At 41.9% G+C, this 17,964-nt stretch carries 19 protein-coding genes and 1 pseudogene; 10 read left to right on the forward strand and 10 right to left on the reverse strand.

Annotated features, from left to right (window positions below; all coding sequences use genetic code 11):
- Positions 1 to 4: 4 nt before the first annotated feature.
- Positions 5 to 703, forward strand: coding sequence for an urea ABC transporter ATP-binding subunit UrtE (urtE, locus tag AXW61_RS02080; RefSeq protein WP_004978326.1), 699 nt, complete (start codon positions 5 to 7; stop codon positions 701 to 703).
- Positions 704 to 776: 73 nt separating this feature from the next.
- Here urtE and AXW61_RS02085 read toward each other — a convergent pair whose 3' ends face one another.
- On the reverse strand, positions 777 to 1,499 hold the full coding sequence (locus tag AXW61_RS02085) for a hypothetical protein (RefSeq protein ID WP_062031899.1): 723 nt from the start codon (positions 1,497 to 1,499) through the stop codon (positions 777 to 779).
- A gap of 196 nt (positions 1,500 to 1,695) precedes the next feature.
- Between AXW61_RS02085 and AXW61_RS02090 the strand changes: the two genes are divergently transcribed.
- Entirely contained in the window at positions 1,696 to 2,202 is a 507-nt protein-coding gene (locus AXW61_RS02090) for a DUF1877 family protein (protein WP_062031902.1), read from the forward strand.
- On the opposite strand, the gene AXW61_RS02095 is transcribed toward AXW61_RS02090, so the two are convergent.
- From AXW61_RS02095 to AXW61_RS17910, 3 genes and pseudogenes are all read right to left on the reverse strand, one after another.
- A complete protein-coding gene (locus AXW61_RS02095; protein ID WP_062031905.1) occupies positions 2,191 to 2,697 on the reverse strand; it encodes a GNAT family N-acetyltransferase in 507 nt (168 codons plus the stop codon). The two genes, AXW61_RS02090 and AXW61_RS02095, sit on opposite strands and share 12 nt — an antisense overlap.
- 94 nt (positions 2,698 to 2,791) lie before the next feature.
- Positions 2,792 to 3,541 carry an outer membrane protein OmpK gene (locus AXW61_RS02100; RefSeq protein WP_062031908.1) on the reverse strand — a complete coding sequence of 250 codons (750 nt, stop codon included), beginning with the start codon at positions 3,539 to 3,541 and terminating at the stop codon, positions 2,792 to 2,794.
- A 153-nt stretch (positions 3,542 to 3,694) separates the two neighbouring features.
- Positions 3,695 to 3,901: pseudogene (locus AXW61_RS17910) on the reverse strand (purine permease); the annotation flags it as partial.
- 332 nt (positions 3,902 to 4,233) lie between these two features.
- Here AXW61_RS17910 and AXW61_RS02105 point away from each other — a divergent pair.
- The 5 genes from AXW61_RS02105 (at position 4,234) to AXW61_RS02125 (ending at position 8,578) form a co-directional block, all read left to right on the forward strand.
- Positions 4,234 to 4,608, forward strand: coding sequence for an HPF/RaiA family ribosome-associated protein (locus AXW61_RS02105; protein WP_004691760.1), 375 nt, complete (start codon positions 4,234 to 4,236; stop codon positions 4,606 to 4,608).
- Positions 4,609 to 4,747: 139 nt separating this feature from the next.
- Positions 4,748 to 5,290 carry a hypothetical protein gene (locus AXW61_RS02110; RefSeq protein ID WP_004978318.1) on the forward strand — a complete coding sequence of 181 codons (543 nt, stop codon included), beginning with the start codon at positions 4,748 to 4,750 and terminating at the stop codon, positions 5,288 to 5,290.
- Between the two features lie 14 nt (positions 5,291 to 5,304).
- Positions 5,305 to 6,075, forward strand: coding sequence for a transporter (locus AXW61_RS02115; RefSeq protein ID WP_062031911.1), 771 nt, complete (start codon positions 5,305 to 5,307; stop codon positions 6,073 to 6,075).
- 19 nt (positions 6,076 to 6,094) lie between these two features.
- Positions 6,095 to 7,921, forward strand: a complete 1,827-nt coding sequence (gene dsbD / locus AXW61_RS02120) for a protein-disulfide reductase DsbD (RefSeq protein ID WP_062031914.1) — start codon at positions 6,095 to 6,097, stop codon at positions 7,919 to 7,921.
- 18 nt (positions 7,922 to 7,939) lie between these two features.
- A complete protein-coding gene (locus AXW61_RS02125) occupies positions 7,940 to 8,578 on the forward strand; it encodes a glutathione S-transferase family protein (protein ID WP_062031917.1) in 639 nt (212 codons plus the stop codon).
- Here the strand turns inward: AXW61_RS02125 and AXW61_RS02130 are convergent.
- Positions 8,575 to 9,810: a GGDEF domain-containing protein gene (locus AXW61_RS02130; RefSeq protein WP_062031920.1), complete on the reverse strand. Its 1,236-nt coding sequence runs from the start codon at positions 9,808 to 9,810 to the stop codon at positions 8,575 to 8,577. The genes AXW61_RS02125 and AXW61_RS02130 overlap by 4 nt on opposite strands.
- Before the next feature lie 246 nt (positions 9,811 to 10,056).
- Between AXW61_RS02130 and AXW61_RS02135 the strand changes: the two genes are divergently transcribed.
- Positions 10,057 to 10,623, forward strand: coding sequence for an NAD(P)H-dependent oxidoreductase (locus AXW61_RS02135; RefSeq protein ID WP_039890677.1), 567 nt, complete (start codon positions 10,057 to 10,059; stop codon positions 10,621 to 10,623).
- Positions 10,624 to 10,693: 70 nt separating this feature from the next.
- Here the strand turns inward: AXW61_RS02135 and AXW61_RS02140 are convergent, their stop codons facing one another.
- Complete coding sequence (locus AXW61_RS02140) at positions 10,694 to 11,605, reverse strand: alpha/beta hydrolase (RefSeq protein ID WP_062031922.1); 912 nt, start codon at positions 11,603 to 11,605, stop codon at positions 10,694 to 10,696.
- A 155-nt stretch (positions 11,606 to 11,760) separates the two neighbouring features.
- Here AXW61_RS02140 and AXW61_RS02145 point away from each other — a divergent pair, with 155 nt between their 5' ends.
- Positions 11,761 to 12,198 (forward strand): DUF2147 domain-containing protein, encoded by a 438-nt coding sequence (locus AXW61_RS02145; RefSeq protein WP_004691748.1) that lies wholly within the window; start codon positions 11,761 to 11,763, stop codon positions 12,196 to 12,198.
- A gap of 49 nt (positions 12,199 to 12,247) precedes the next feature.
- Here the strand turns inward: AXW61_RS02145 and AXW61_RS02150 are convergent, their stop codons facing one another.
- Both AXW61_RS02150 and AXW61_RS02155 read right to left on the reverse strand, forming a co-directional pair.
- Positions 12,248 to 12,598: a Spx/MgsR family RNA polymerase-binding regulatory protein gene (locus AXW61_RS02150; protein ID WP_062031925.1), complete on the reverse strand. Its 351-nt coding sequence runs from the start codon at positions 12,596 to 12,598 to the stop codon at positions 12,248 to 12,250.
- Between the two features lie 454 nt (positions 12,599 to 13,052).
- Complete coding sequence (locus AXW61_RS02155; RefSeq protein ID WP_062031929.1) at positions 13,053 to 13,871, reverse strand: exodeoxyribonuclease III; 819 nt, start codon at positions 13,869 to 13,871, stop codon at positions 13,053 to 13,055.
- A gap of 39 nt (positions 13,872 to 13,910) precedes the next feature.
- Between AXW61_RS02155 and pyrE the strand changes: the two genes are divergently transcribed.
- The gene (gene pyrE, locus AXW61_RS02160) at positions 13,911 to 14,561 is read left to right on the forward strand and encodes an orotate phosphoribosyltransferase (RefSeq protein ID WP_004691742.1); all 651 of its coding nucleotides are present in this window, start codon (positions 13,911 to 13,913) and stop codon (positions 14,559 to 14,561) included.
- Between the two features lie 37 nt (positions 14,562 to 14,598).
- On the opposite strand, the gene AXW61_RS02165 is transcribed toward pyrE, so the two are convergent.
- Together AXW61_RS02165 and AXW61_RS02170 are read right to left on the reverse strand one after the other, a co-directional pair.
- Entirely contained in the window at positions 14,599 to 15,459 is an 861-nt protein-coding gene (locus tag AXW61_RS02165) for a methylated-DNA--[protein]-cysteine S-methyltransferase (protein WP_062031932.1), read from the reverse strand.
- A gap of 168 nt (positions 15,460 to 15,627) precedes the next feature.
- Positions 15,628 to 17,865, reverse strand: a complete 2,238-nt coding sequence (locus AXW61_RS02170; protein WP_062031934.1) for a TonB-dependent siderophore receptor — start codon at positions 17,863 to 17,865, stop codon at positions 15,628 to 15,630.
- Positions 17,866 to 17,964: the final 99 nt, after the last annotated feature.

The following is a 17,964-nucleotide window of genomic DNA, read 5'->3' on the forward strand; positions in this document are numbered from 1 at the left end:
GACCATGTTAGAAGTCAAAGACGTCAATCAGTTTTACGGTGGCAGCCATATTTTAAGAGATGTCTCCTTTCAAGCCCCTGTGGGAGAGTGCTCCGTGGTGCTGGGGCGGAATGGCGTTGGGAAAACCACCTTACTGAAATGTTTAATGGGGATTTTACCGATCAAGTCCGGACAGATTCTACTCGATGGTCAGGACATATCGAAAATGAGTCCCGAGCAACGTGTGCGTGCAGGTTTGGCTTATGTGCCGCAAGGGCGTGATATTTTTTCAACCTTAACTGTCGAAGAAAATATCCTGATTGGCATGGCCAAGTTTAAGGGAGCGAAAACTCGAAGAGTGCCTGAGCATTTGTATGAAATTTTCCCAATTTTAGATGAAATGAAGCACCGCCGAGGTGGGGATTTATCGGGTGGGCAGCAGCAGCAACTGGCGATTGCGCGTGCTTTAGCATCAGAGCCTCGGGTATTGATTTTGGATGAGCCTACAGAAGGCATTCAACCTTCTATTATCAAAGACATTGGCCGAGTGATTCGTAAACTGGCGGATGGCGGCGACATGGCGGTGGTTTTGGTCGAGCAGTTTTATGATTTTGCCGAGGAGCTGGCCGATGCATATACCGTCATGGCCCGTGGACAAGTGATTGCGCAAGGTGCAGGCTGTGAAATGCCTGCAAAAGGTATTCGAGAATTGGTAGCGATTTAAGCTTTTTTATTCTCCCCCTCTTCCAAAGGGAGAGGGGGAGAATGATGAAAATATTGAATATTGTATCGCGATCTTAGTCTACTTTTAGAAATAAACCGTCTGCCGAAACATTGTGCCCAAAACCACAGCTCATGGTATTGGTTTCACTGACACGGATGGTGTGTCCCATTTTGGGATCGAAGGCGAACTTTAAATTTATTTTACAGTCATCGACCTGATATTGCGCTTGAGTTCGATTTAGCGGCATGGTGGTTTCAAATTCGCCAATATTGGGTCCATAGATGAGACTGCGTAGTCCCATATAAAGACCATTAAATTCAATTTGATATACATTCTTAAGCGGTTTTACCTCAATCTGATTCCACTGCCCAAAGCCTGCATACTGCACATATTTACCTGCCAGTGTTGCTGACTGTTTAGGGAGTGGCAGTTGCTTTAAATTAAATTGACTGGATTTCGACTCAGCATTACGCAAAAACCATGCTCTAGCCCAAAGCGGTTTTCCCAACTTGCTATAACTTAAACCGACATTGTTGTTGGCAATTTCGACATCACGTTCAGTGAGGGATACACCACTTTCAGGTTGATTCATTAAACAAAAAGAAGACCACGTCGCCTGATACTGAAATTGCTCTAACGCTTTTTGATATTGTTTTTGATCATAAAATTTCTTACCAGTGCTGGCAGAGCTTTTGATTTTGGCACAACCTTGGCGAAGTTCTTGTTCAAAGGTGTCGTCTGCTGAAGCGAGTGTGCTTACAGTTAAAAGTCCAATCAAGAATGGATACTTAGGCATGATTTGATTCCATTTTCGTTATGCTTTGAATAAAACATAGGGAGCTATTCGAAGTAAAGGGACAATCTTTAGGAGCTCGCAATTATTTAAGATAGAGGAATGATGGAAACTGAAAAATTACTCATACAAATTGTTTGAGCAGTGTGCTTTTAGACGCGCTAAGCTAATGCAAAGCAACAACAATAAGAGCAGCCATATGGACACATTATTATTAAGTATTCCGCCCAATGCTTTGGAAACGTTGATTTTAGAATCTATTTCTGTCGACGATGTGCTGAATTCGGAGCACATCGAGTCACATCTGCTTTTAGGTAAAAACTGGAAAATCTTACAGACCTTATTGCAAGGCAGTTTTAAGTCTGGCACTTCTTTACTGGCTTTGAGTTTGCAAGCCGAGCATCACTTGGCAGAGCGCCAAAAACAACTTACAGAGGTACGTTATAACACCGCGGTGCGTGTGGTTGAAGTCCAAGAAGCTTTAGAAAAACTGGATATCGAAGACTTTAAAAAGCATATGCAAACCAATTGTTTGAAACGCTTAGAACAGGAACATGGCATCCAGACCGAATCGATTGAATTGCAATTTGCCGAGTTGAGTTTAGTCTTTGCTCAGCTCAGAAACTTTTATGAACATGCGGCCAAGCATACATATGCCGTAATTAGCGTAACCAGTGACAAGGTAGTCCCGACCTCACTGATTTAACAGCAGTTGCATCAACACCAGATCACGCCATTGCCCAAACTTTTGTCCGACTTGGGGCATATAGCCAGTTTGTACAAAGCCAAACTTTTCATGCAAAGCAATTGAAGCCAGATTGGCGTGGTCAATCCCTGCAACCATGACATGCATGTGCTGCATTTTTGCTTGTTCAATCAAATACGCTAAAAGCTGTTGACCTAAGCCCTGACGTGCATAGTTGGGTGAAATATAAATTGAGTGCTCAACGGTATAACGATAGCCTGAAAAATTACGGAAGGTGGCATAGTCTGCAAAGCCTGCAATGGCCTGCGTTTCTTGGTCTTCCACCACGCAAAATGGAAATTGGTTTTGTTGAAAGTGTAGTAATTGTTTTTGGAAATGCGCTAAATCATAGGCATGTTCATTCCACGTCGCCATCCCATGTAGCACTTCAGCATTATAAATGTCTTGGATTGCAGGAAGATCGTGTTCAGTGGCTGGGTGAATGATAAAAGACATGAAAGTGGTCGTATGCTTTGGGGCTTTATGATGCTGCTTTTACATAAAAAAAAGCAAGACAGAAGTCTTGCTTTTGGATATTCACAAAAGTGAATTAGAAGTGGTATTTGATTAATGCACTTACGTCATTTTGGTCTAAACCTTTGATGGCGTATTTGTTGTTCCAAACTGAGTGCTCAACACCCACATAAAGACGTGTATCTGGAGAAATGTGTTTACCTACATTCCATTTCCATTGAGTTGTCCAGTTTAACTCACTTGCATGAGTTGCATTTTCACCTGTTGACCAGTCAAGGAAGCCGTCAATAAGAAAATCTTCTGAACCAAGTTTAACTGGGATACCGTAGGCAGCAGTCATTTGGTAGTCATCAGTCATCCCTTTTTCATTGTCTGCTTTGTAGAAGTTAAGCTGAGCATATTGGAAATAAGGAATAGCAAGATCAAAACCAATACCATAGAGGTAGTTATTGAAGTCTGCACCTGGGTAGTTAGAGCTGTTCGCTTCCCATGTTCCTGCAATTAAAATATCTTTGATCGGACCAGCTTCTAATTTAGTCCCTGTCACTGCACTTAAGCTTAAACGAGGAGAAAGCTCGAAATATGTGCTGTTTTCAAAGTCATTGTGAGCACGGTCAGCAAAGCCAAAAAAATCACCATATTTTAACTTAGCAGTATATTCTACAGTTGCAGTCGTTTGCTGGTTGTTGTCACCCATATTTGCAGGATGAGCATAGTTTTCACCATATAAACCAGTGATGCTAAAGTCTTGCCAAATCGGCGCAGCTTGAGAGATTGCCGCAGCAGAAGATAATGCTACGAAAGCAGCAATTTGAGTCAGTTTCATGAATATTTCCCCAAAAAATCGGATACAGGATACCGATTATTAAGCAAAAATAAAGCCAAATTTGACGAACGTCATGGAAAATAGATATCAAAATGAGCCATTTTTTATACTTTTTTTACCAAATGGTTTAATATTGCCTTTCAGACATGACACTTAATTTGATATGGACCTTCTTGGAAAAAATGTTAGGTGATTGAATAATAAATTTAGCAATATCGACATGATACTGCTCGAGAGAATCCTAGAATGCAACAGGGTTTGTACTTACTTGAGGATCTTTGCAAAGAATGAGTGATCGATGTTTGGAGTCATTCCTGCCGCAATTGAAATTGTCATAATCATTAGATTTTTTTGTTCATTCTAGCCAATGAAGTCACGTGAATAGTTAGAAGATGGAATCAAATCCATCTGTTTTTAGCCATGCAAGTAAGGGCTTGTCACAATAAGTATCCTTTTCATATTTTTTTAAAAATATCACTTGCATAATTTTCAGTTAGGCCCGATATTCAAAGGAGAAGGACACAGATCTGCAGACTCAAAAGTGTTCATCATTCAATCGATGGAGGTTATATTCCAAAGCAATTGAAGATGGTCGAATACTGTTAAAACAGTAAGTTACAAGTGTACCAAGAGATAAAAATCTTCGTACAACAAAAGAGTCGAATAAAGAAAGAGAGAGAGGATGTTATTTTATGAACATAGAAATCCGTACAGATAAAAACATTCAAAATAGTGACCGTTTAATTAGTTATATACGCGAAGAGCTGAATCAAGAATTTCAACGTCACAGTGAGCGCATTACCCACTTTTCAGTGCATCTAAGTGATGCCAATAGCCATAAAGGCGGAGATGACGACATTCAATGTATGATTGAAGCGCGTCCAGCAGGTTTAAAACCCGTGGTTGTAAATCATAAAGGTCATAATGTCGATACTGCGATTCATGGCGCGATCGATCGCCTTAAACGTAGTTTAGAACATACCTTTGAAAAAAATGATAAACCACGTGCTGGCCAACCTGTATATGCAGATCAGGATGATGGCCTAGTTGATGATGAGGAAGATTAAACCTCACCGAATTTAAAAAAAGCCCCTCAATCAGGGGCTTTTTTAATGCTGGGCACTCACTTTTATCCAACATTACGGATAACAAATGTCCCGTTTATTCGGCATAATAGAATAAACTGAATTGAAGAGCGTCATCTCCATGTTAACCGCGCAACAACAAGCTTTCGTGCAAGCACTTGAAGAATTAGATCTTCAACAAGTTCAACGTCTATTGACCGATGGGTTAAGTCTCAATTTTATCGATCCTGAAAAAGGACCTGTGATTTCTGTCTGGTCAGATGGCTTATTCAAATGGTGGGAAGCGATTTGCGAAGCGTATGAAGCAGGCGCACCGCTGTCAGAACAAGAAAAACAACAGACTCTAGCGGTACATTTAGACATTTTAGAACAACTGATTCATGGCAAAGCAAACTTGCATTTGTGGGATACAGAAGAAATTTATGGCCCACTTTGGGATGCTGCAAGTGCTGCATGTGCGCCCGCGGTCAAACGTTTATTGGATGAAAAAGTTGATCCAAACACCAAAGATGAAGATGGTTTAACCATTTTATCCTCCATTAGCGATTTATTCTTTGATTGTGAGTTTGACGAAATTAATTGGGCTGAAGCATTGGCTGAAGAAAAGCAAACCCTAGAGTTGCTTCGTCAGCATGGCGCAAAAATGACAAAAGAATTAGCTTAAACAGCGAGATCATCATGATGCAATTAAAACATTTAGGTTTATGTGTAGCCACTGGGTTCAGTATGAATGCGATGGCTGCAGATTTTTCCTTTGACCGTCCGGGTTCGGGCATAGGGACAGGGATTACGCCTGTGGGGCAGTTGGCTTGGGAGCAGGGCTTGGCCAATGCGCACTATGCTGAATCGACCACGACTGATGGTGAAAAAGTCAAAACCACCAGCTTAAATGCAGATATGTTATTGCGCACAGGTTTAGCTGAAAACATCGAATTGCAATTGGGTTGGGCTGGACCCTCTTGGCAACAAGTGAAAGTGGCTGGCCATAAGTCTGAAACAGACGGCTTGGGTGATGTCAGTGTCGGGGTGAAAGCGGCGATTCCCTTGGAAGATGAACGCTTGAGTATGGCAGTGCTGGCTGAAGCGATTATTGCCACAGGTAATGATGGTTTCACCAATGAAGATGATATTTATAGCCTGTCATCTGTGGTGGCATACGATTATAGCGACCTCGTGTCGACATCTATCACCATGCGTTATGAAGTGCAAAATAGTGATTGGGCCATTTCTGCAATTCCGACTTTAGAGTACCAATTTACCGATAAACTCAGTGGTTTTTCTGAATTGGTTTATCGTAAAGCAGAAAGTCAAGACAATGAATATGCGCTCGGTACAGGTGTCATGTATGCGGTGAATAATCGGATGCAGTTGGACGCAAGTGTTGGTGTTGACTTAAATGGTTCAGATAAAAGTTATTATTCAGGACTTGGCGTTTCATACTTATTTTAATTAGAAAAAAGAACATATTATGAAAAAGCATCTTCATCTGAAACAGGGGATGAGCGGCAAAACGTGGTATCTGGCGCTGTCAGTATTGATCATCAATCTGTGTATCTGGGCCAGTATCCTAAACGTTCATGCGGAAACTCCACTTCTTTCAGCTGAAGATGCTTTTCCATTTACAGTGGAATCCACGACTGAGCATAAGGCTCAACTGCACTGGAATATTCCTGAACAGTATTATCTGTATCAGCACAAATTTGAAGTGCAACAGGCGGGTCAGCCCCTTAAGCTTGAGCTACCGCCTGCGCATGATCTGTATGATGAAAACTATGGACACACCCAAGTTTATTATCAACAAGTGCAATTTGACTTAGACACACAGGCTTCACAAACTTATAAGGTGACTTGGCAAGGCTGTGCCAAAGATCGCATTTGCTATCCACCGCAAAGTATTGAGTTTAAAACCGATGTCAACGGTTTGGTCAGTCTACAAGACCAAGCAGGTGGCTCAAAACGACTGTTAGATTTAGCCGCGCAGTCGAATCCGCAATTTGAGCCGATCAGTCCAACGGTCACTGCTGAACCCGTCGTAACAGCTTCCGATGCGATGGCTGCGCAAGATCAAATTTGGTCTGAAGAGTTAGCCAAAAGCTCATTGGCTTATGGTTTATTGCTGTTCTTTGGCCTCGGGATATTACTTGCGTTTACGCCGTGTTCTTTGCCGATGTTGCCGATTTTAACCTCATTAATTATTCGCGATAGCAAAGGCCTCAAAGCATGGATGATTGCCTTGGTCTTTGTGTGCAGTATGGCCATGGTCTATGCCATTTTGGGTTTGGTGGCCTCATCTGCGGGTTTGAACTTCCAGCGTTGGTTACAACAGCCATCCACCCTGATTGCTTTTAGCATTCTTTTTGTTTTATTCGCGCTCAATCTATTTGGTTTGTTTGAACTTAAACTGCCGCAAGCCGTGGTGAATAAACTCGATCATATCCAGTCTATGCAAAAGGGTGGAAGTCTGATCAGTGCTGCGATTATGGGCATGATCTCTGCGCTGTTGGTTGGACCGTGTATGACGGCACCTTTGGCAGGCGCTTTACTGTTTATTTCGCAGACACAAAGCCAGTGGCAAGGGGCCATTTTGCTGTTCACCTTAGGCTTTGGTATGGGGACACCATTGTTATTGGCAAGCGTACTGGGTGCTAAGGTATTACCTCGTGCTGGTCTGTGGATGAATCAGGTTCGGGTATTCTTTGCTTTCATCATGTTGGCTTTAGCGCTGTATTTTGTGCGTCCTTTGCTTTCTGAAACATGGATGCAAGCACTGAGTCTGCTGCTAGGCTTGAGCTTTATTATTTATGTGTTGTATCGTTTGATGTGGCATAAAACCCAATTGCGTATGCTGTACATCGTGGCTCTAGTCATTGGCGGGACGTATATTGCTTATAGCCAATATCAGCAGAGTCAGCGTTTCTTTGAAGCACCAGTGGCTGCATCTGCGCGTTGGCATGTGGCAGCGACAGCAGCGGAGTTTAAGCAGCTCTTGGCACAAGCACCAAAAGGTCAAAAGATCATTATCGATGTCTATGCTGATTGGTGTGTTGCTTGTCAGCCGATTGAACGCCGTATATTAAAATCGGCAACGGTACAGCAAGCACTTGCGCCGTATTATTTGATCAAATTAGATTTGAGCCACTACGATGCAACCCATCAAGTGCTCTTAAACCAGTGGGATATTTTAGGACCACCGACCTATTTATTCTTAGATGCCTCACAACAAGAAATTCGTGGTTTACGTTTAACCGGTGCATTTACTGAGGCTGAACTTTTAGCTCAATTACAACGTTTTTAAACCTGAGGGAGAGCGGGTATGCAACGTTTATATATTGCCAATAAAAATTACTCCAGTTGGTCGATGCGAGCGTGGTTGGTCTTGACTGCATTTGATCTGGATTTTGAAGAAATCCTCATTCGCTTTGATGCGACAAACCCCAGTTTTAAAGAGCAACTGTCCCACATTCATTCCAATGCTAAAGTGCCCGTATTGGATGTGGGTGAATTTAAAATTTGGGATTCTTTAGCTATCTGTGAATATTTGGCCGAGCAAAATCCAGATTTAGCTCTGTGGCCCAAGCTTGACTATTTGAGAGCAGAAGCACGGAGTATCAGTGGTGAGATGCACAGTAGTTTTATGGCACTACGCCAATTATGCCCCATGAATATTCAAGCGCAGTACAGCATAGCTGAGGGGCTAGCTTTGTGTGCGCAGCATGCTGAATTAAGAGCAGATGTCGAACGAATTGAACAAATTTGGGCACAGCGTTCGGATGAGCATACCTTTTTATTTGGTGATTTTTCTATAGCCGATGCCTTCTATGCCCCTGTAGTGATGCGTTTCAAGAGTTATGCACTGCCTGTATCTGAACGTAGCCAGCAGTATATGCAACACATTATGCAGCATCCTGCGGTCATACAATGGGTCGACGCGGCACGGGCAGAAGCCGTTTAGTTAGGTGAAATGTGCTGTGTGTCACCACATGCAGCGCTATATTTGAGCTCACCGGGATTGATTTCTAAATAGCATTTGATTTGATTACGTCCACTGGCTTTAGCGGCATAGAGTGCTTTGTCTGCTTGACTCAAAACTTGCTGAGGTCTGAGTCCATGGTGAGATTGTGCAATACCAAAACTAGCTGTGACATGGATAGATTGGCCTTCATCATTGTTAATGACTAAAGCCTCGATGGCTGAACGACAACGTTCCGCAATTTGATGGGCTTTAGGGAGTGAAGCATGTTTTAAAATAAGGATAAACTCCTCTCCGCCAAAGCGCCCCACTAGGTCATGGTCTTGTATCTGGTCATTTAATTCTTGGCTCACAGCGATGAGCACGTTATCTCCGATATGATGTCCAAATTGGTCATTGATGCTTTTAAAATGATCGAGATCTAAGAGGATAACCGCATGGGGATTCTGCGGATCTTGCTGATGCAAATACTCCAAACTTTGGCTAATACGGCGACGGTTAAATGTATTGGTTAGTGGGTCGATCTGACTTAAATGTTGAATGAGTCGTTCACGATGTCGCCATTGGCTAAGTAAAATTTCAAATAAAATTAGACAAGTGATTAGAATGGGAATAACGAAATACAGCATCGATAGGAGCCAAAACCCATTGAGAAAGAGTTGGCCATCAATCTGAAAAATTGGAGCATAAGGAATCACATCAATAAAACTGAGGCAGCCTGAGACGGTTAAGAAGCCTGTCGCAGGAATTAGCATCGCATACACGATCTTTCGCTCAAACAACACCAAACCGACAGCGATCAGACAAATATAGACCACCATAGTGACAGGGCTAAACACCCCAATCATATAACCGTTATAGCAAAGTGAGATGATTAAAATTCCAATCGCAATATAAGGGAGGAATCGTTTTACCCAAGCTTGTTTTTGTAGGGCATAGCAAGGGTAAATCAAACCCAATAACGTGATGAAAAAAATGGAATTAATAACCAATTTATGGCGCAAAAGCTGAACATTAACGACATGCCAATATTCTGAGTTGAACAGTACAAAAGTCTCCCAAACTAACCAGATCAAATTGACACAACAGCCGAGAACAAGGATTAAAATACACTTTTTCAAGGTATCCCAGTTCATAATCACTTCCTCTTCAAGTAGATAATGAGAAAGTTTGCTGTTGCTTAGCTGTTTAGATATTGAGAACAATGAACTCATTCAATCGTTTCATCCTTGATATATCCGCTTTATTTTTTAAATAATGTGATTGATTTCTTATACATTGCTTTCAACATATCACAATCTTATAAAAAGACGGTATCAAAGGTGACGAACTGAGTATGTAGCTCAGCAGGGAAAGACCATTCTATTTTTAGAACATAGTGTTTTGAATAGGCCTATTATTCTAAGGATAATCTTATTTTAAAATGCAACTATTCAATAAAGATTATGTTGGAACATCCCATGAAAGTTTTACATATTGATTCAAGTATTATGGCGGATGCTTCTGTGTCTCGTCAGTTGAGCCAAGCGATTGTTTCGCAACTCAGCGAAAAGCATGCGCAAGTTGAGGTTGAATATTTGGATTTGGCAACGCAACCGATTCCACATTTAGACGCAGAAATTTTAATGGGTCAAAATGCAGAACAATCGGCTCTGGGCGAACGTATTATTCAACAGTACTTAGATGCGGACGTTGTGGTGATTGGTGCAGCGATGTATAACTTCGGGATTACTTCGACTTTAAAAGCATGGATTGACCGCATTAGTGTTGCAGGTCGTACTTTCAAATATACTGAAAATGGCCCGGTCGGTTTGGCTGGTGACAAGAAAGCCTATATTGCCAGTAGTCGCGGTGGTGTCTATGGTGAAAATAGTCCTGTTGACTTCCAAGAAGGCTTCTTAAAAACCGTCTTTAATTTTACCGGTGTGACCGATGTTGAAATCATTCGTGCTGAAGGCGTGAATATGGGGCCAGAGCTGAAAGATAAAGCCATTGCAGCAGCTTTAGCACAGGTGCAAGCGATTTAAACAATAACTGTAGTTCCATGATTCCTCATTTGGTCAGCGTTAAGCTGACCTTTTTTTATGCAGGATGTGTCTAGTCTTGGTCGAGCGCTTGAGCAAACGTTGCGATATCATCCAATGCCATTTTAGCTTCTGGAAACCATGCATTAAACATTTGAAAGTTATGCCACATGCCTGTGTATAGTTTAAATGTTACGTCTACGCCGGCCTTGGTTGCTTTATCTCTAAACCGCTGGGCATCGTCCAAGAGAATTTCTTTCGAACCGACTTGTACAAGGGTCGGCGGGAGGTCTGCTAAATCATCAAATAAAGGTGAAACAAGTGGGTCGGCGGGGTCGATTTGTTCTGGAACATAATAGTCGATGCCTGTTTCAAGGGCCTCGATGGATAAAAGTGCATCGAGCTTGCTGTTATAGCGAATAGATTCACTGGTTAAGCTTAAATCCAAAAATGGCGAAAGTAGAATTAATCCACTGACTTGAGGACGTTGCTCATCACGAATGCGCAGCGCCAAGGCTAGCGCTAAATTTGCACCACATGAATCCCCTGATAAAATAATATCTTTGGCCTGTATACCTTGCTCCAATAACAGCAGATAAACATCAAAAAGCGCATCAATGGCTTCAGGATAGGGGTGTTCGGGTGACAAAGGATAGTCAAGGTGAATGACTTGCATTTGTGTACTGGCTGCAAGGTCTGAGACAAACGCACGGTGGGTATTCATTGAACCTAAAAAGAAAGCTCCACCATGAATATGCAAAATGAGCTGAGTGGCTTCAGTTTCAGGTTTTAACTCTTCCGCACGCAGGCCTGCAAGACGTAGAGGACGAATCTGGATCGACTTATTGAGCGGAAAGGCACGACACATTTGTTCAAGAAGAAAACGCTGACTACTGGGTGGGAGACTAAAGCGACTTGGGGTTCGAATCGTGGTTTTTAAAAACTGCTCTGTAATGATTTGTTTCCATGGATCGGCAATCTTCATAGTTATTCCATTTTGTTATTTGTTTTACCTTGAGTTTGTGTATTTACCAACATAATTTACAAGGTTACACTAATTGGTCACATTGAAAAATTGAAAAATTGTTGTGACTTTTTAATAATGATAGTCGTCTATACTAGACTAGGGAAATGACAAAAATGAAAAAAATTGCACTTGCGTTAAGCGTACTAGGATTAACCGCTCTAGCTCATGCAGCAGATCCGCTGAATGGCACTGTTTGGAAAACGATTGATGACAAAACTAAACAAGCGAAAGCCTTGGTTAAATTCACTGAGCAAAAAAATGGAACTTTAACTGCGAGTATTCAAGGTATTTTGACACCAGGTGAAGAAAATGCATGTACCAAGTGTGAAGGCCCATACAAAAACAAATCGTTGAAAGGTTTAACGATTGTACATGGTCTGAAAAACGCGGGCGGTACAAGCTATGAAGGTGGATCAATTTTAGATCCGCAAACGGGCAAAACTTATAAATTAAAAGGCAACATTGCTGCTGGTGGTAAAAAACTAGAGCTTCGTGGCTACATTGGTGTGGCTGCATTAGGCCGTAACCAAACTTGGATTCGCGCGAACTAATCCCATCCAACAAAAAAAGCCGAGCAATTGCTCGGCTTTTTATTTTTTGTTAAGCCTTCAAGGCACGAATTGCATCTTCATTGAAACCCACAATAAAACCATCGGGTGTTGCAATCACGGGGCGCTTGATGAGACTGTTATGTGTGGTGAGAGCATCAATCAGTCCTTGCTCTGAAGCTAAAGCAGTGTCTTGTTCTGCTTCAGTCAGCTTACGCCAAGTGGTACCTTTCTTATTCAGGACCACATCTGCCCCAATCTGATCGAGCCATGTTTTGACAGTCGTAGCATCAATGCCTTGTTTTTTATAATCATGAAACTCATACGCTAAACCTAACTCATTCAGTAGGTCGAATGCTTTTTTCATTGAATTACAATTTTTAATGCCATACACGTTTAACATGGAAAACCCTTCTGAATTTTAAGCTGGGTTTAGAGTAACGGAAAAAGCAGAGCAGCTCTAGTGTCGCGATTTAAGCCAATAGCGTCATCGTCTTGTCATAAAAGCGTTTTAGAATTAAATCAAAGAAAAATAGAATATAAAAAGAAGAAGCATTAAAAAAAGGCAGAGACTAAAAAAGAGAAAACCCGCATTTAATCATCCTGATCATGCGGGTCTCATTACAACGTCCATTGTCACATCCTTGAAAACCAACTATTTCCATAGTTCGTTTTAATTTCATCCTACGGCGTCCTGTCCTTGTGCTGTCATCCTGACATCGTCCCTTTGCCGTGGAAACATAATGCATTGATTGATTGATCAGAAAAAGACTCAAAAAACGGCAGATAATGTAGGTTAAAAACTCATATCCAGTAAACAGTTGTTCACTGGATATGAGCTAAATATTTACATTTATCTAGATTTTGTAGTCAATAATGACAGGTGCATGGTCGCTAAACCATGTTTCTTTATAGACCCAAGCATTGACTGTACGGGCTTTCCAGTCAGGTGAGCACGCTTGATAGTCAATGCGCCAGCCCACGTTCTTCGCACGGGCTTGTCCACGGTTTGACCACCACGAATAAAGCTCAGCTTCTGGACGTACTTCACGGAAAGTATCGACATAGCCAAGTTCATCATAAATATGATCGAGCCAAGCGCGTTCGTGCGGTAAGCAGCCTGAGGCTTTTTGATTGCCTGACCAGTTTTTAATGTCGATGCGTTTATGCACGATGTTGTAGTCACCACAGACAATCACGGATTTATTTTCATCGCGCCATTGTTTCAAAATTTGTTTGTATTCTTCTAAGAAGTGGTCTTTACGTACTTGTGCTTCTTCACCAGAAGAACCCGATGGTAAATAGAGTGAACAAATATGCACGTTTTGGTCTAAGCCTAAGTCAAACTCAGCCGAAATAAAGCGGCCTTGAGAATCGGCTAATTCAAAACCAAGTCCATCAGTAACTGAAACAAATGGTAAACGGCTATAAATAGCAGTGCCAGCATACCCTGGACGTTCAGCAGGGAACAGGTGAGTATGCCAGCCTTCAGGTTTAAATTTATCGGTCCATTGTTCGTGGGTGATGCGAGATTCTTGCATGCAAATCACATCAGCATCTGATGTGGCAATCCAATCAAAAATCCCTTTTTTTTCTGCAGAACGTAGACCATTTACGTTAATTGAAACCACACGTAAAATTTTTTGATCACTTGGATAGCTACTCTTTGGTATCATGCGCAAGTCTTACCTCAATTTGAAAATACGGAGCACCGCATGACAACGCAAGCGACATTTAACCCTCAAGCTTTTATCGAACTCGCATTATCACGTGGCGTGCTTAAATTTGGTGAGTTTACTTTAAAATCGGGTCGTGTGAGTCCTTATTTTTTTAATGCAGGTCTACTTAATGACGGTGAAGCTTTGTCATTACTGGCGTCTGGCTATGCAGCCAAACTGACAGAATGCAACAATGTTGAGGTGGTGTTTGGTCCTGCGTACAAAGGGATTCCTTTTGTTGCTGCAACAGCAGTGGCTTTGTCACAAAATCATGGGGTAAGTGTGCCTTGGGGTTTTAACCGTAAAGAAGCCAAAGATCATGGTGAAGGTGGGGTCTTGGTTGGTGCATCTGTTGCAGGCAAAAAAGTCTGGATTATTGATGACGTGATTACTGCAGGTACAGCGATCCGTGAAGTGGTCACCATTTTGAAAAATGCAGGTGCGCAGATTGCAGGTGTGTTGGTGGCATTAGACCGTCAAGAAAAAGGTCAAGGTGAACTGTCTGCGATTCAAGAAGTCCAAAAAGAATTGGAAATTCCTGTGCATGCACTGGTGACCATGAAAGATTTGATGAATTATTTAGAGGCTAAAGGTGAGACAGAGGCTTTAGCAAAAATGGAAGCCTACCGCGTGAAGTATGGCGTCTAAGCATTGAAACAAAAAAGGGAAGCTTCGGCTTCCTTTTTTATTCGCTTTCTTTTTCAGTTGGTGTTTGGCTATGCGCACCTTCCCAGCCAATCATCGCGGTTTTACGTGTCGTCCCCCACATATAGCCGCCATGTTGCCCTGAAGACTGAATGACCCGATGGCATGGAATTAAAAAGGCAACGGGATTGTTACCAATTGCTGTTCCGACCGCTCGTGAGGCACGCTCTTGCCCAATCTCTTGGGCAATATGTGCATAACTGCTGAGCTGCCCCATGGGAATTTTGAGCAGGCTTTGCCACACCTTGAGCTGAAAGTCGGTGCCTTTCAGATGCAGTTTAATCTTTGATAGGCTGTGTTGATCTTGCTGAAAAATTGTGAGTGCTTTGCGTTGTAATTCATCCTGATCTTCAATAAATGTCGCACGTGGAAACTGTTTTTTCAGATAGGCCAATGCATCCCGATTTGCTTCGGTAAAGGCCATATGGCAAATCCCTTTAGGGGTTGAGGCAATAATGACGGAGCCAAAAATGGTCTCGGCAAAGCTGTAGTGAATGTGGAGTGCTTCACCGCCCTGTTTATATTCTGCGGGCGTCATCCCTTCGATTTGGACAAATAAATCATGCAATCGACTGGTGCTGGAAAGGCCAGTGTCAAAGGTTGCTGCAAAAATATTATTTTCTGTGTGATTTTTCAAAACCGACTTTGCATATTCCACACTAATATATTGCAGAAATTTCTTCGGGCTAATACCTGCCCATTCGCTAAAGATACGCTGAAAATGTGTAGGACTTAAATGCACGTGTTCAGCAATTTCAGCCAAACTGGGTTGCTGTTTGAAGTTTTGTTCAATATATTCAATCGCCTTTGCCACACGTGCGTAATTGCTATGTTCTGTCATGATTACTCGCGGAAATCATTTAACTTAAGAAAACACTAACAAATCCAGCGAGGCCTGAAAATCCGTTTCTTGCGCTTTATCAGAAAAGACTAAAGCATGCATTCCTTGCTAAGCATAAAAAACGGAACAGTGACCTGTTCCGCTTGAGATGGCGTTTTAATTAAAGGTTTAGAACTGGTAGTTCAAACGCATGAGGAAGCTACGTGGTGTACCTGGCATAGAGTCTGAACGCCAGTATTCTTTATTGGTCAAGTTACTGACAGCTAAAGTCACGTTCCATGGATCAGCACTATAACCAATGGCAGCATCGACACGATTGAAACCATCCATTTTGGTCAAGTTATTGATGTTTGGATAGTAAGAGCCAACATAAGTTACACCAACTTCACCATAGAGTTTTTCTGTAGGCAAGTAGCGCACAAACAGGTTACCTGTATTTTTAGAGGTATTAGAAAGGGTATTTCCTACATTTTCAGGCTTTTCTTTGTCTTTTTTCACTTCAGTATCGGTATAACCATAACCACCACGGACAAATACATTGTCCAGTACACGTCCGATGAAGCTGAACTCTAAGCCTTTTGATTGATGTTCACCACCAATAGACCAAAGGAAGGGTTGTTCTTTTGAATCAGGTTGATAACGAATATTCTTTTTACGAATGTCATAAACTGAAAGTTGTGTGTTTAAGCGTTGGTCTAACCAATCACTCTTAACCCCAATTTCATATTGTTCATTGTATTGCGGTTCAGCGTCATAGTATTTAGGGTCAGTATTGACATCAACAGAAATATTGCCGCGACCTCCATAAGGGGCGAAGCTCTTGTTATATGAGGTATAAAAACTATGTTGTTCTGATGGCTGCCATACAAAGCCAATATTAGGGCTGAAGGTCGTATCATCATATTGTTTTGAAAGGTTCTGGATATTATTGGTCGATTTGAAATTGTACTGATCATAGCGCATACCTAACATCATTTTAAGTTCAGGTGTGAGGCTAATTAAATCTTGAGCGAAGAATCCCATTGACTCACCTACGTGATGATTATCAGAGGTTACAGGGAGGCGTTCCGAGCTTGGCAACGTATTATATTGGTCTGCTGGATTGTAGGGGTTAATAAAACCATAGTAGCGAGGAACACCTGTACCACTTGAGTAATTTCCTAGTTTTGGTGAGCGGTCTTCACGGCTGACATCTGCACCGACGAGGAGCTGATGTTCTATAGTTCCAGTTTTGAATGAGCCAGAAATATCAAAAGTATTGGTAATGGTTTTATTCATGGTTTCTTGCCATGCATAGCTTTGACGTACGTAACCATTCCAAGTACATGCTTTCGGCGTTGTTTCTAAAGTGAGATTATTGTTGCAATAGGTGCCACCAAAGAAGTTGTCAAAGTTCTGATAAGCTTGGCGATAACTGAGCGCCCAGTGGAAATTCCAATTTGGCGCATATTGATATTTCACATCAGTACGAATAACTTGTAATTCATCTTCAATAAAATCGCCTTCTTGAGCAAAGCCAGTCTTGATTGAAACACCCGCAGGTAAGTTACTATAAGAAGGCCCGCGGTCAGGGGTTCGATTTAATTTGTCATAAGTATATTGTGTGGTCCACGTGAGGGTTTCATCATCATTTTTATAAGTGAAACTTGGCGAGATCATTTCAATTTTACTATCAATGCCTGAACGGAAACTATCCGCTTCACCGTATTCACCTGTTAAACGGACAGCCCAATTGTCATTCAACACTTGGTTAATATCTGCTGTTGCACCGTAGTTATCATATGAGCCTACATAAGTACCGACGGAACTTTTCGAGTCAAAGTTGGCGTATTTACTCACCATATTGATCACACCACCGCCAGCACTACGACCGTAAAGTACCGAGGCAGGGCCTTTTAAAATTTCGATCCGTTCAATGTTGGATGTGCTGCGACGTACTTGGCCACTTTCACGAATACCATCACGGTAAATATCACCCGAGTCGGCAGAGAAACCACGGAGGGTGATGCCATCACCACGCGTATCGTAGCTGGTGGATACTCCCGGTGTGCCTTGTAGCATCACACTGAGGTCGTTAGAGCCATAGATTTTATATTTCTGTACATCGATGGTATCGATGGTTTGAGGAATATCTTTTTTCTTTAACCCATTTCGTGTGACATTGGCCTGATCATAATCGACATAGCTTTTGATTGGATCAAGTTCACTCATTGCCTCAATTTTCAAGGTAGGCAGAACTGCTGTTGTGTTCGATTTGTTTGTCGTCGCTTGAGAGGAGGGGTTCTCATTATTTTGTAGTGTCGCTTCATCCGCATAGGCTGCATGCGCATTTAAAATCATAAAGCTGAGAAGGCTATATTTGAATAGGTTAGAACCACAAAGCGGCTGTGGTGAAAATTTCATCATGATTTAAGGCTCGAAGAGAGTGAATTGCCAATAAAAATGAGAAGTATAATCATTTACCAAAAATGAACAAGACTTACGGTAATATTCATTTTTTCTACA

The organism is Acinetobacter sp. BMW17 (assembly GCF_001592855.1).
In the GTDB taxonomy this organism is placed as follows: Bacteria; Pseudomonadota; Gammaproteobacteria; order Pseudomonadales; family Moraxellaceae; genus Acinetobacter; species Acinetobacter johnsonii.

Excerpts from the sequence above, each read along its gene's own strand:
- urtE (WP_004978326.1), top strand. The coding sequence starts at position 5 with ATGTTAGAAGTCAAAGACGTCAATCAGTTTTACGGTGGCAGCCATATT.
- AXW61_RS02085 (WP_062031899.1), bottom strand. The coding sequence starts at position 1,499 with ATGCCTAAGTATCCATTCTTGATTGGACTTTTAACTGTAAGCACACTC.
- AXW61_RS02090 (WP_062031902.1), top strand. The coding sequence starts at position 1,696 with ATGGACACATTATTATTAAGTATTCCGCCCAATGCTTTGGAAACGTTG.
- AXW61_RS02095 (WP_062031905.1), bottom strand. The coding sequence starts at position 2,697 with ATGTCTTTTATCATTCACCCAGCCACTGAACACGATCTTCCTGCAATC.
- AXW61_RS02100 (WP_062031908.1), bottom strand. The coding sequence starts at position 3,541 with ATGAAACTGACTCAAATTGCTGCTTTCGTAGCATTATCTTCTGCTGCG.
- AXW61_RS02105 (WP_004691760.1), top strand. The coding sequence starts at position 4,234 with ATGAACATAGAAATCCGTACAGATAAAAACATTCAAAATAGTGACCGT.
- AXW61_RS02110 (WP_004978318.1), top strand. The coding sequence starts at position 4,748 with ATGTTAACCGCGCAACAACAAGCTTTCGTGCAAGCACTTGAAGAATTA.
- AXW61_RS02115 (WP_062031911.1), top strand. The coding sequence starts at position 5,305 with ATGATGCAATTAAAACATTTAGGTTTATGTGTAGCCACTGGGTTCAGT.
- dsbD (WP_062031914.1), top strand. The coding sequence starts at position 6,095 with ATGAAAAAGCATCTTCATCTGAAACAGGGGATGAGCGGCAAAACGTGG.
- AXW61_RS02125 (WP_062031917.1), top strand. The coding sequence starts at position 7,940 with ATGCAACGTTTATATATTGCCAATAAAAATTACTCCAGTTGGTCGATG.
- AXW61_RS02130 (WP_062031920.1), bottom strand. The coding sequence starts at position 9,810 with ATGAGTTCATTGTTCTCAATATCTAAACAGCTAAGCAACAGCAAACTT.
- AXW61_RS02135 (WP_039890677.1), top strand. The coding sequence starts at position 10,057 with ATGAAAGTTTTACATATTGATTCAAGTATTATGGCGGATGCTTCTGTG.
- AXW61_RS02140 (WP_062031922.1), bottom strand. The coding sequence starts at position 11,605 with ATGAAGATTGCCGATCCATGGAAACAAATCATTACAGAGCAGTTTTTA.
- AXW61_RS02145 (WP_004691748.1), top strand. The coding sequence starts at position 11,761 with ATGAAAAAAATTGCACTTGCGTTAAGCGTACTAGGATTAACCGCTCTA.
- AXW61_RS02150 (WP_062031925.1), bottom strand. The coding sequence starts at position 12,598 with ATGTTAAACGTGTATGGCATTAAAAATTGTAATTCAATGAAAAAAGCA.
- AXW61_RS02155 (WP_062031929.1), bottom strand. The coding sequence starts at position 13,871 with ATGATACCAAAGAGTAGCTATCCAAGTGATCAAAAAATTTTACGTGTG.
- pyrE (WP_004691742.1), top strand. The coding sequence starts at position 13,911 with ATGACAACGCAAGCGACATTTAACCCTCAAGCTTTTATCGAACTCGCA.
- AXW61_RS02165 (WP_062031932.1), bottom strand. The coding sequence starts at position 15,459 with ATGACAGAACATAGCAATTACGCACGTGTGGCAAAGGCGATTGAATAT.
- AXW61_RS02170 (WP_062031934.1), bottom strand. The coding sequence starts at position 17,865 with ATGATGAAATTTTCACCACAGCCGCTTTGTGGTTCTAACCTATTCAAA.